The sequence below is a fragment of the Candidatus Cloacimonas acidaminovorans str. Evry genome (assembly GCF_000146065.2).
In the GTDB taxonomy this organism is placed as follows: Bacteria; Cloacimonadota; Cloacimonadia; order Cloacimonadales; family Cloacimonadaceae; genus Cloacimonas; species Cloacimonas acidaminivorans.
Window position 1 is genome coordinate 1,351,876 of sequence record NC_020449.1, and the last position, 12,481, is coordinate 1,364,356.

At 36.9% G+C, this 12,481-nt stretch carries 12 protein-coding genes and 1 tRNA gene; 3 read left to right on the forward strand and 10 right to left on the reverse strand.

Going from position 1 to position 12,481, the window contains the following annotated elements; genetic code table 11:
* Nucleotides 1-132: 132 nt before the first annotated feature.
* From arsB to CLOAM_RS05485, 3 genes are all read right to left on the reverse strand, one after another.
* Nucleotides 133-1,191, reverse strand: coding sequence for an ACR3 family arsenite efflux transporter (gene arsB, locus CLOAM_RS05475; protein WP_044279234.1), 1,059 nt, complete (start codon nucleotides 1,189-1,191; stop codon nucleotides 133-135).
* 106 nt (nucleotides 1,192-1,297) lie between these two features.
* A complete protein-coding gene (locus CLOAM_RS05480; protein ID WP_044278981.1) occupies nucleotides 1,298-2,389 on the reverse strand; it encodes an Ldh family oxidoreductase in 1,092 nt (363 codons plus the stop codon).
* A gap of 13 nt (nucleotides 2,390-2,402) precedes the next feature.
* Entirely contained in the window at nucleotides 2,403-3,584 is a 1,182-nt protein-coding gene (locus CLOAM_RS05485) for a type III PLP-dependent enzyme (RefSeq protein WP_015424880.1), read from the reverse strand.
* Between the two features lie 128 nt (nucleotides 3,585-3,712).
* Here CLOAM_RS05485 and mnmA point away from each other — a divergent pair, with 128 nt between their 5' ends.
* Nucleotides 3,713-4,861 carry a tRNA 2-thiouridine(34) synthase MnmA gene (mnmA, locus tag CLOAM_RS05490; protein WP_015424881.1) on the forward strand — a complete coding sequence of 383 codons (1,149 nt, stop codon included), beginning with the start codon at nucleotides 3,713-3,715 and terminating at the stop codon, nucleotides 4,859-4,861.
* Nucleotides 4,862-5,337: 476 nt separating this feature from the next.
* Here mnmA and CLOAM_RS05495 read toward each other — a convergent pair whose 3' ends face one another.
* The 7 genes from CLOAM_RS05495 to CLOAM_RS05525 all read right to left on the reverse strand — a co-directional run bounded on the left by CLOAM_RS05495 (nucleotide 5,338) and on the right by CLOAM_RS05525 (nucleotide 11,663).
* On the reverse strand, nucleotides 5,338-7,071 hold the full coding sequence (locus tag CLOAM_RS05495) for a phosphoenolpyruvate carboxykinase (ATP) (protein WP_015424883.1): 1,734 nt from the start codon (nucleotides 7,069-7,071) through the stop codon (nucleotides 5,338-5,340).
* Between the two features lie 64 nt (nucleotides 7,072-7,135).
* On the reverse strand, nucleotides 7,136-8,314 hold the full coding sequence (locus tag CLOAM_RS05500) for an aminotransferase class I/II-fold pyridoxal phosphate-dependent enzyme (protein ID WP_015424884.1): 1,179 nt from the start codon (nucleotides 8,312-8,314) through the stop codon (nucleotides 7,136-7,138).
* A gap of 11 nt (nucleotides 8,315-8,325) precedes the next feature.
* Entirely contained in the window at nucleotides 8,326-9,387 is a 1,062-nt protein-coding gene (locus CLOAM_RS05505) for an AI-2E family transporter (protein WP_015424885.1), read from the reverse strand.
* Nucleotides 9,384-9,869, reverse strand: coding sequence for a cyclic nucleotide-binding domain-containing protein (locus CLOAM_RS05510; protein WP_015424886.1), 486 nt, complete (start codon nucleotides 9,867-9,869; stop codon nucleotides 9,384-9,386). Before CLOAM_RS05510 ends, CLOAM_RS05505 begins: the two co-directional genes overlap by 4 nt.
* 3 nt (nucleotides 9,870-9,872) lie before the next feature.
* On the reverse strand, nucleotides 9,873-10,523 hold the full coding sequence (locus tag CLOAM_RS05515) for a protein-L-isoaspartate(D-aspartate) O-methyltransferase (RefSeq protein WP_044278982.1): 651 nt from the start codon (nucleotides 10,521-10,523) through the stop codon (nucleotides 9,873-9,875).
* Nucleotides 10,524-10,525: 2 nt separating this feature from the next.
* The gene (surE, locus tag CLOAM_RS05520) at nucleotides 10,526-11,296 is read right to left on the reverse strand and encodes a 5'/3'-nucleotidase SurE (protein ID WP_015424888.1); all 771 of its coding nucleotides are present in this window, start codon (nucleotides 11,294-11,296) and stop codon (nucleotides 10,526-10,528) included.
* 13 nt (nucleotides 11,297-11,309) lie between these two features.
* On the reverse strand, nucleotides 11,310-11,663 hold the full coding sequence (locus CLOAM_RS05525; RefSeq protein WP_015424889.1) for a hypothetical protein: 354 nt from the start codon (nucleotides 11,661-11,663) through the stop codon (nucleotides 11,310-11,312).
* A gap of 204 nt (nucleotides 11,664-11,867) precedes the next feature.
* Here CLOAM_RS05525 and secG point away from each other — a divergent pair, with 204 nt between their 5' ends.
* Both secG and CLOAM_RS05535 read left to right on the forward strand, forming a co-directional pair.
* On the forward strand, nucleotides 11,868-12,206 hold the full coding sequence (secG, locus tag CLOAM_RS05530; protein ID WP_044278983.1) for a preprotein translocase subunit SecG: 339 nt from the start codon (nucleotides 11,868-11,870) through the stop codon (nucleotides 12,204-12,206).
* 104 nt (nucleotides 12,207-12,310) lie between these two features.
* Nucleotides 12,311-12,398 (forward strand) — tRNA-Leu (locus CLOAM_RS05535).
* The last annotated feature ends 83 nt before the right edge of the window (nucleotides 12,399-12,481 follow it).

The following is a 12,481-nucleotide window of genomic DNA, read 5'->3' on the forward strand; positions in this document are numbered from 1 at the left end:
TCTACAGAATGGACTATTCTTCAGGAAAATATAGCCGCAACTCAGCTAAATATTCAAATTTTACCGGAACATCCATATCGTTTTTACAAGGTGGTTGCAGTTAGATAAAAATATCGGAATATAATCAAAACTCTAATTTGCAGGAATAAACCACTGCCTGGTTTTATTAGCTATACTTACCAGATTAAGCATAACGGGAACTTCAACTAAAACACCTACAGTTGTAGCCAAGGCAACAGGTGAATCCGCTCCGAAAAGAGATATAGCTACTGCCACTGCAAGTTCAAAGAAATTGGATGCTCCAACTAAAGCTGCTGGTGCAGCAATATTATGGGGTAATTTTATTTGTTTGGTGAATATATAGCTTATAAAGAAGATTAAATAGGTCTGAATCGTCAGTGGAATGGCTATGAGGATAATATGAAGAGGATTATTGATAATAACTTCTCCCTGAAAAGCAAAGATAATAACAAGGGTAAGCAACAAACCGCTAATAGTAACATTATTGAATTTGGGAATAAAGGTTTTCAGGAAATAATCCTCTCCCCTATGTTTTATCACTGAATATCGCGTTGTTGCTCCTCCAGCTAAAGGAATAACAACGAATAAGATAACGGAGAGAATTAATGTATCCCAAGGGATTTTTATTCCACTAATGCCCATAAGTAATGCTACAATAGGTGTGAAGGCGACCAGAATTATCAAATCGTTTGTAGCTACCTGAACTACCGTATAAGCAGGTTTACCATTAGTTAAATGGCTCCAGACAAAAACCATCGCTGTGCAAGGTGCAGCACCCAACAAAATGGCTCCAGCAAGATAATCTTTTGCTAAATTTGCAGGTATAACAGATTTAAATACAATATAAAAGAAAAACCAGGCAATAGCATACATTGTGAAAGGTTTAATTAACCAATTTACAATCCAGGTAACAATTAATCCCTGAGGATTTTTACCTACATTTTTAATGCTGGCAAAATCAACCTTCATCATCATCGGATAGATCATTAACCAAATAAGAACGGCAATCGGAATTGAAACCTGAGCAAATTCAAATTTTCGCAGAAAATAAGGTATTTCAGGAATATATTTTCCTATTAGAACACCAACTGCCATACATATAATCACCCAAAAGGTTAGATACTTTTCAAAAAAACTGATTCCTTTACTTATTTCTGTTGTCTGTTGCATCTTATCCACCTTTTTGTTGTTATATTTTTTAAGGGGAGATTTTAAATTCATTAATAATTCTTTAAAGAATATTAGTATTGTGCATAGAATCCTGGCAAAATGTGTATCAATCTAAATTCAGTAAATTTAAGCCCAGTTCATCCTGTATTATTCTAATATTCTTTTCCAGGTTAGGAATAATAGGAATGCCTTGTTTACGCACTTTTTGCTCTATTTCGTATTCTTTTTCACCGGCTACATAGATTCTGTTTTTTCCGGGGAAAAGTTGGGAGTTTTGTAAGTCCTTGCAAATAGAAGTTGTTATTTTTTTAAAGTCCACCAAATCCGTGAAAAATTCAATATTAATAGCCATAAAGAAGTGTCCCAAACGGTAGGGAGCTGGCTTTCCGTTTTCATCTTCTCCCAATAAACCGTTCAAGTAATTTCCTTTTTGTAAGGAAGCGCAGAGAATTTCTACAGCAGTTGCCAGTCCATAACCTTTATGACTTCCGGTAATTTCTTCTGTTCCACCTAAGGGTAACATTGCAGCTTTTTGTTTTAGCAAATCAATCAGCAGACCTTTTGTATCCGTATAGGGTTTTCCTTCCAAATCAATAGCCCAGCCAAGAGGAGTTTCTTTTTCCTCGCGAGCCAGTTGTTCTACCTTACCTCTTTGGGAAATAGAAGTTGCAGCATCGTATAAAAAAGGATAGGGTAAATCGGTAGGCGCTCCAAAACATATAGGGTTAGTCCCTAAAATAGGAGAAACACCATTTGTAGGGCAAATGGAAGGTCGGGCATTGGAAAAAACAAGTCCGATCATATTTTGCCGAATAGCCATTTCTGCATAATAACCGCAAATTCCAAAATGAGTGGAATTACGAACGGCAACAGCACCCAAACCATATTTTTCAGCTTTGTCAATTGCTGCTTGCATTGCTTTTTTACTTATTACTTGTCCCATTCCATTATTTCCATCCCAAACGGCAGTAGCGCATTTATCGCGGAGGACATCAATGTTAGTTACGGGATTTTGAATTCCGGCTTTTATACGATCATAATACATTTTTAGGCGACCGATTCCATGAGATTCAATGCCTTTTAAATCACTGGCTATTAACACATCGCTGCAAATTTGTGCCTCTTCTTCTGGAACTCCAAGTTTAATAAATACCTCTTGCATAAAACTCTGCAGAACATCAACAGGCAAATATTTCATTTCTAAATACTCCTTATTTTTCTTCAAAAATAACAGCTTTCAAGGGAGGAAAGCCATTAAAATTAACGCTGGAATAGCTTTGCGTGTAAGCACCGGTAGTAAAAATGTAAACTCTATCTCCGGGAACGGTTCCTTCGGGCATCCGATAACGATAATGCTCATAGAGAATATCCATACTGTCACAAGTAGGACCAGCTAATATAATCTCTTCCGCCAAACCTTTACGCGGAAAATAGATGGGGAATTTTATGGATTCATCAATGGTTTCAATTAAACCGCCAAATTTTCCTATATCTAAATACACCCATTGATAAAGATTATTTTTGGATTTACGAGCTACATTAATTACTTCGGATACAATCACACCAGCATCTGCAACCAGAGAACGACCTGGTTCCAAAATAATTTCCGGAAGGTTATCACCAAAATCCTCTGTAATAAAACGCTGAATTTCCGTAGCATATTCCTGAATAGAAAAAGTGGGATCAACATAGTTGGCAGGAAAACCACCTCCGATATTAATCATTTTCAGTTCAATTCCTTCTTCGGCAACAGCATCAAAAAGATATTTACAACGAGCTACAGCATCGTCCCATTGCCCTATATCTCGTTGTTGAGAGCCCACATGAAAAGAAATTCCCCAGGGCTGTAAATTCATCTTTGCCGCTTTCACAATTAAATGATATATAGTATCAGGATGTGAACCAAATTTTCTGGATAGGGGCCAATCAGCGCCAGTTCCTTCCGTTAAAATCCGAAATAAGACCTTTGAACCAGGAGCATATTTTGCCAGGTTAGCAAGATCAAGCTTGCTGTCAGTAGCAAAAAGACGGACACCTTTTTCGTAAAAGTATTTGATATCGTTAACTTTTTTAATGGTATTGCCAAAACTTAAACGGGAGGGCTCAATTCCTAAATTCAACATCTGATCAAGTTCATAAGGAGAAGCAAGATCAAAATTGGCACCAAGTTCATTCAATAACATAATAACTTCCAGCATAGGATTTGCCTTAACTGCATAGTAAATTTTATAATTAGGCATACTTGCCTGCAGTTCCAAATACTTATTACGAACTATATCCAAGTCCACAATCAAACAAGGAGTGGGGATATCTTTAGCAAATGATATAATTTTTTCAAATCGCTCTTCGTCCATAAAACGACTGATATTGAATGTATACTGTTCCTTATACAATGTTTTGTCCTCTTTAGTATTAATCAGTTTTTCCCAAAATTCACAAAGCCATTTAATGTCAAATAAAAAGTATTTGACACATATCCCGCTTGCATTGAGGTGAAATATATTAAAATAAGGTAACTAAAATGCAGAAAAAAACAAGTGTGGCAGTAGGAATCAGTGGAGGGATTGACTCCGCGATGACTGCTTATTTACTTCAAGAAAGCGGTTATAGAGTAATTGGCATCACTATGCAAACTTATGATGAAAACATAGAAATGGATAAAACATTAAAAAGTGGCTGTTTTGGTCCCGCGCAAGAAGAAAATATTTTATCAGCTTCTCTGCTTTGGCGAAAATTGGGAATTGAGCATTATATTATTCCTTTGCAGGAAGAATTTCGGCATAAGGTAATTGATTATTTTTGTGAGACATACATAAAAGGAAAGACACCAAATCCCTGTTTGGTCTGTAATGCCTATATCAAATTTGCCTTGCTACCTGAAAAAGCGCATTCATTGGGACTGGAATTTGATTATTTTGCTACAGGTCATTATGCCAAAATCGGGTTTAATAATACCCTTAAACGCTATCAGATAAGAAAAGCAAAGGATGCAAACAAAGATCAATCCTATTTTTTGGCTTTTCTATCTCAGGAACAACTGGCGCAAACCCTTTTTCCTTTAGGGGATTATACTAAGCAGGAAATAAAAAAAATGGCAATAGGAAAGGGCTTTACTGAGCTTGTTGAGCGCAAGGAAAGCCAGGATTTTTTGCAAAGTTCGGATCTGGAAGTCCTTTTCAAACCTGAGGACTTTAATCCGGGAGAAATTATTGATATGCAAGGTAAAGTTATCGGAAAGCACAAGGGAATTATAAATTACACTATCGGTCAGAGACGAAATTTGGGAATAAGCGGTATGCCTGAACCCTATTATGTTTTGCAAATTGATGCGGAGAATAACAGAATTGTTTTGGGTCCTAAGGAATATTTGTTTAAAAAGAAATGTTCAGCAACGGATATGAACTGGGTTTCTCTTCCTGCACCCGAAAAAAAATTTAGGGCAAAAGCCAAAATACGACAGCAACATTCTCCAGCTGATTGTATTGTAACCCCTATAAATGATAACACTATAGAAGTAGTTTTTAAGGAACCGCAACTTTCCATTACTCCGGGACAGGGGCTGGTTTTATATTTGGATGATTTACTTTTGGGAGGTGGATTTATAGCATTTTCAAATAATGAGGATGTAGAGACAAAAGATTTAGAGGGTTTTAGAAGGGGAGAAAGCTAAAATTTTTGATAGCTCTATAGATCATACAATAAGAGCGATGTGCGTGTAAACCCCTGAATAAAAGAACTTGATAATGGTACTAACTAATTATAATTAAAGTAGATACAGCCGTCATTAGTCCTTTGTGCTATAAAAATATTTTCCGAAGTATAATTCATTTGAGCACAAATTACTCCTTTCTTACATTGTAAACGATTTCCTACTTCTTGCTTAATTAGTTATGGTAGAGATGCGGTGGAGCCGGTCGGGAAAAAACCAATAATTGGCACCATAACTCCATTACAACTAATTAGAGAAGGATAAAAAAAGAATAGCGGGAAAATTATCCCGCTATCTATTAAACATTCTTAGGGCAAGTTACTTTTTACTATATAATTAAAAGGAATTCAAAAGAAGGCTACATTCAGCATTTGCCCAATGGGAATTTGGCAATTCTTTTTTATTATGCTTATAGAGAAATATGCCAGTGTATAAATTTAATCAGCATTTACCTGTAATGACTGTATCAATTTTTCCTGAATTTCCGGTCTTTCAGTTAAATCACTGCTCTTTAAAAAGTCCTTTCTTTGCTGGAATCTGTCTTTCATTACGGCAATATATTTATCGTAGTTAATACGCAGGTTGGAATGATATCTGTCGTAATAGCCTGGTAAAATTGCCTCAACGGATTCTTTTGTAGGAATCATAGAGCCAGGTAATAAATCCCAGGGTTCCCATTGCAGCTGGTCCATTAAAATAGCGGTTTGCAGAGTTAGCGAAGTATTTAGAGGTATCGGTTCCAGGATATCGTCCGATTCCCTCCAATAGCCACGCGAATTAAAGCAGTAAAAATCCGCACCTGTATCAGCCACTTTTAAAAATGCTTCCACATCGCGATAGAGTTCATACACCCGAAATGGATTGGCAAAGGGTTCAAAAACGAGCTTGTTAAGTTCTTCTTCGGCAACATTTTCCGCACGATTACGCTGAGTCATTAAAGCGGCTCCCATAGCTATTGCCAAATATTTATCCTCCAATTTTAAGGCAGGTGGCAAAATAGAATCCTTCATCAGCCAAACCAATGCTTTGGGAAAAGCACAGCGGTTCACATATTTTCCCAATAGTGAACGGTCAAAAAGGGCTCTGCCATTGGAATTACGAATATCCTGTCCGTAAGGAATAAGTTTGCCATTAACATCCAAAACCGTATGATTCATCAAAGCCAGAGTATATTTCCAGTCGGGATGATCAACGGTTCGGCTATCCGTTTTATCAAATAAAGTCGGTTCCCAAACGCGACATAGCTTATTTTCCAAATCAATCTGGAAAGCATCATCGTGTAAAACAACCTTGGAAAAGCCCTCAGGCAAGGTTCCTGCATTATCCGCATTATTGGTATGGCTGGATTTTCCTGTTCCGGAAAGTCCATAAAAAGCGATAGACCTTTTACCCAATTTATGATATTCAGGATTTACACAAGTGCTGAAATCAATTTCTTTAATTCCTCCATGACAGGCAGCCATCCCGATTCTGATGCCGGAAGTCCAAGCCATAGTTAAAGTTCCCTTTTTCCGTTCCCCAAAATAACGCATTCCGAGATTAACCATAACATTGTGTTTTTCATCCACCAAAGCCAGTTGTGGTGCCCCTACATTGTTGTAAAAATCGTCATCACAAGTCCATTCATTGAAAGCAACCAGAATAATATCCTGAATAGGAAGCTTGGGACTTGCCTCATATTCCTCTTTCAACGATTCATAAGGGGCAAAATTCAACAGCCAAAAGAAAAGATTGGCAGCATCACTTTCAGTAGTTACAAAAGTAGCTTTCAGCATCAGGTCTTTATCCATCCCCAAAACTGCTTCGGCTTTAATTAATGGATAATGTTGCATTTGCCACACTGCTTCCCGAAAATCACTTTCCAGCTTATTTTTCAGGGAAGGACTTAACCTATGGTAAAATCTGCGGGCTTTAGCGGTTCTGCCAACAATGTTACCATGACAATCGTTGATAACTTTTGCATCTGCAGGCAGATTATGCAGCTTTACAAACTCCGGATACATAGGCAAATCGGTAACACTTACGCCGGGTTGATTTTTTGCCAGTTCGTATGCCTCGCGAATATCCACTTTCCGAACTAAATGGTTATTCATCAGGGTTTCGGCAATAGCTCTGATAGGAGACATTTCTTTAATGTTGGAATAATATTCCACACTGCTCTTGCTTGCCATTTTATTCCTCCATATATGGCTTATTTTATATGTTCAAAAAAGTTAAGATGATACCTATTATAAATTAAATGATATTTAGTTCCTTGCCAATCATTCTGAATTTTTCCAGAGCCATATCAAGCTGATCTTTAGTATGTGTTGCCATAAAAGATGTCCTAATTAAACAGGAACTGGGAGGAACAGCAGGAGGAACTACAGGATTTATAAAAACACCTTCTTCTCCAAGCCGACGCCACATATTAAAAGTAGTCATCATATTCCCTATATGTAACGGAACAACAGGAGTGCAACTGGCTCCGGTATTATAACCCATTGACTGAAATTCTTTCAGCATATAATTCGTATTTTCCCAAAGTTTGGCAATTCTTTCGGGCTCTTCCTGCATAATTTTAAGCGCTGCTAAAACGCTGGCAGTTGATGCAGGAGGAAGTGATGCCGAAAAAATAAGAGCCCGGGATTTATGTTTTAAGTAATGAATAATTGCTTCATCGGCAGCAATAAAGCCACCTACAGATGCCAGGGACTTGCTGAATGTGCCCATAATAAATGCTGTTTTATCAGTTAAACCAAAATGAGCAGTAGTTCCTGCTCCCTTATTTCCCAAAACACCTAAAGAATGTGCTTCATCAACCATAACTTCAGCATTATATTTTTCCGCCAGTTCAATTATTACCGAAAGATTTGCTATATCCCCTTCCATAGAAAAGATACCATCTACAACAATTAAAGAATTCCTGCCTTTAATCTCCTTAAGAATGCGTTCCAAAGAAGCCATATCGTTATGTTTGTAACGCAGCATTTTCCCTTCGGCAAGAATAGCGCCATCTATTATTGAGGCATGATCGTATTTATCAGTAATAATATATTCATTTTTACCTACCATAGTGGAAATACACCCTAAATTTGCCTGGTAACCTGTTGGATAACAAATTGCTTCTTCTTTACCGACCAATTTTGCCAGTTCGTTTTCCAGTTCCAGATGAATATCTAAGGTTCCGTTTAAAAAACGACTTCCTGCACAGCCACTACCATATTTTTGAATAGCTTTTATGGCTGCTTCTTTCACTTTGGGATGATTAGTTAAGCCCAAATAACTATTAGAACCCAACATCAACATTTTTTTACCATTACACATAACTTCCGTATCTTGCTCGGAAGTAATTTCCCGAAAATAGGGATAATAACCCATAGCCATCACTTTACGTGCGTCTGTAAACTTGTAACATTTATCCAGTAAACTCACACTTTCCTCTTTTATATGATTTTGAAACCTTTTAGGTTAGTATACAAAACTTTAATCAGATTATATGTTAAATACACAAGGGGCACCGAAATAAGCATCCAGAGAATGCCTCCATACCAGCCCCCGGCAATTAAAGTAAGAAGAACTAACAAAGGATGCATATTAATAGTTCCGCCTACAACAACAGGGTAAACAATATTATTATCAATCAACTGCACGATATACATCGCCAGAATTACGGTGATTGCAGAAAGAATAGTGCCACCATTAAACAGAACTGTTACCACGGCTAAAGCACCCCCTAAAAAAGGTCCGAAATAAGGTATTATATTTGCCACTCCTGCCGTAGCACCAATTAAAATGGAATATGGCACTCCCACAATCGTTAAGGCAGTAGAAGCTAAAATGCCAACTGCTATTATTTCAAACAAGATAGCTCGCAAAAAGTTACCTATGGTGCTGTCTATTTTCCGCATCATAATGATACAGAGTTCAAAATAACGGTTGCTAAACATTTTTACAATGCCCTTCCTCAATTTGTATTTATCCTTCAAGAGAAAGAAAGAAATCAGGGGAACCGTGAAAATAATAGAGATTGTGGAAAATATCTTTTTATAGTTATCTATCAGTAACTTAGGAATTTTAGCCAAAAAGACATTGGCTTGGTCTAATATTTCTATCAGCTTAGGTGCCATTCCCAAACCGGGAATTTGAGCATCCAATTCCTGTAAAAATTCGTATATCCTTCTGATAAAAGGTAAGGTTATAATATATTGCCCGGTTAGCTGTTCCCCACTGCTTAAAATATTAAAAAGGTTGTTCCCTTGTTGAACTAAAGCCGGAACCAAACGAGAAGTAAACAAGGCAATAATTCCCGCAATTATTAGATAAATTGTCAACACTGCAAGCCAACGAGGAAACCTTTTTCTCTCAAACCAACTGACAAAAGGATCAAGAATATAGGAAAAAATAAAGGCATAAATTAAATAGTAAATTATGGGATGGTAAAAAAACAATCCCAGCACAATCAGAGCCAGTAATAAACTATAAAAAATCCACTTCGTCCAGTTCATAGTTCTTTTGCGCTTTCCGGAGATGAAATATTAAAAATATAATTGCTCAAGGTTTGACAGAAGGCAGTTAACATTTTAACACCTAAATTAGGATTCTGCCGGAACAAATCACTCAAGTCATAACGGGAAACAGCATAAGCAGTTACTTCTGTTAATGCGGTTGCTGAACTGCTGCGGGTTTCTTCTTTAAACATATCAATCAAACCTAAAATTTGTAACTCGCGAATAACATAGCGACCTTTAGGATAAGTAGGTCCTGTTACTTCCACTTCTCCGGAAAAAATAAAATAAATCACTTCCAGAGGATGATCTTTATCATAAAGCAACTCTCCTCTGTTAAAATTGCGCTTATGCAAAAAGTTATTGAGCAAATAAAGCTCAAAAGAACTGAGTTCACTTAAAACAGGAAACTTTTTTAAGTCGGCATATTTATCCGGTTTTTTCCAGATTGTTTTCATCCAGGCAAATATATCTTTAAGCACTTTTCACCTCAATGTCTTATCATCACAAACCAAAGGCACAAAAGAACAACCTCCTGCTTCTGCAATGTCCAATCCGTCTTCTGTTTTGGTAACTATATACAAAATTTGAAAACCGGTTTTACCTATGGGAATTGCCATTTTACCTCCCGTTTTTAATTGTTCCACTAAATGTTTGGGAACTTCCCGCGCTGCTGCAGAAACCAATATTTTATCAAATTCCTTATGCGGAGGATATGCTTTTTGCCAACCGCTGTAACCATCCCCAATCCGAAAATAAATATTGTTATAACCGGCATTGCGTAAAATCTTCTGCGCATTTAGGGAAAGGGTCTCCAACCGTTCTACAGTACATACCTCTTTAACAATTTCTGCAAGTAGGGCACTTTGATAACCACTACCGGTGCCAATTTCCAAAACAATATCCGTGGGTTGCAAATCAAGCAACTGCAACATAATTGCGATCATTAAAGGTTGAGATATGGTTTGACCTTCTTTTATGGGTAAGGGACGGTTTTGATATGCGTAATCACGATATTCAGGTAAAACATAATACTCTCGTGGCACTTTGGCAAAAGCATTTAAAACAACCGGAGAAGTTATTCCTTCCAACTTTAATTCGTTTACCAATCTTATCCGTTGATCCTCAAAACGCATCCTCATCTCTCCAATTGCAGTAATTCATTTTCTTCCAGCCAGTTAAGAATCCTGGGAAAGGTCTCGCTTCTTGTAAGTTCAAAGCCCAAAGGAGTTAAAGATATATAACCGTTATTAACCGCTTCTGCATCGGTTCCTGTTTCATTATCCCAAACAGGAATATCACCTCCTACTTCGTAAACAAAACCATCTTCATTTTCTTTAATAATCTTAACAAAATTATAATACTTACGATGACCTGTACGGGTTAAACGAATACCTTTAATCTCTTCCAGAGGAAGATTGGGAATATTAATATTCAAAACACCAAACGCTTCAGCTTGTTTATCAATGCCTAAATCCAGCAATTTACGCATCCAGTAAGCTGCTACCTCAAATCTTTGATTTTTATAAGAATTTATGGAAACAGCTATTGCCCGATTTCCTAAAAGAGCTGCTTCCATTGCTGCTCCAACTGTTCCAGAATATAAAACATCTTCTCCCATATTCTGACCCGCATTAATTCCCGAAATAATTAAATCCACCGGCTCGGTAAGGATTTTTTGTAACGCAATAACAGAACAATCAACAGGTGTTCCACTGACGGCATATTCATTTTCAGCGATTTTTTTTACTATTAGCTCTTTTCGGATACTCAAAGAATGCGATGCTGCACTTCTTTCACTATCCGGAGCTACAATCGTAATTTTATGTCCGGCATTTTTCAGCTCTTCCGCTAAAGTTCTTATTCCGGGAGCTAAAATACCGTCATCATTAACCAATAATATCTTCAAAGTTTTTCTACTCCTAAAAAATAAGCTGAGGATTACGAATAAGATAAACCACCGCTACAATGACAATAGTTACAATAATAATAAACAGCCAGTTTCGCTGAACAAATTTTACTAAAGCCGGTCTATGCCTTCGTCTGCGAGGAAATTGAACTTTCTTATGAGAAATAAGACGTGCTACAAAAGGCCTTTTTAACTTATCATTGATCCTTAACGAATGCTGATCAGGCCTTAACCATTTAACTTTTCCGTCTTCATTCAGATAGGGCTTGAACCCCAAAGAAGTATAATACCTTTTTTGGGCTTCAGTATATCCCTCAACTTCATCTATTTCAAGTTCTTGCAGTATTGCAGCGTGTTTTCTTGCCATAAATTATTCCTCTTTTTACATTATCAATTTAGACAACTATTTCTGTCAAGCCAAAAAATCTGCTTATACCTGAATAAAAAAGTGATAATAAGGGAAAAACAAGCTCTGAATTAAGTAGACATAACTTTTTAATTGACAGAAATAGGGCTGTTTTTTCAATGTTTTTTTATTAGATTAAATAATTCGTTTGGAAAGGATAAAATAATGGTTTTATACACGATTGCCTTAATTATCCATGTGATAATTTGTGTTGCTCTGGTTCTGGTAATATTGGCTCAGACCTCTAAAGGAGGTTTGGATTCTAATTTGGGTGGAGCAGCAATGAATGTTTTTGGCGGAAGTGGTGCTTCCAAGTTTTTGAAGAAATGGACACAAATTCTGGCAGTGGTTTTTGCTGCTTCCTGTTTATTTCTTGCCTTTTTAGTTAAAAATATTAATGCCAGTGCCCTTGCCGACATTCAATCTCGCCAAAAAAAGATTAAAGATACGGAACAAACGGCTCCTTCGTCTAAACCGGCAACAAAACCTGCAACTACAAAATAATATAACTTTTATTTTGAAAATGCAGTTATTTTGATAGATTTTGCTTGGATTACTGCCTTCACAGGAATAAGAAGGGGCTTTTCATTCTGAAAACAATATAAAAAGCAGAAGTGGTGGAATTGGCAGACACGCAAGACTAAGGATCTTGTGCCTGTTAAAGGTGTGCGGGTTCAAATCCCGCCTTCTGCACCAACTTTTTAGAGATGGAGCTTAAAAAAGCTCTTTTTTTTAGTAAGCATTTTAGCAGCGGTATCTAATTTTATATCTGCACTCTG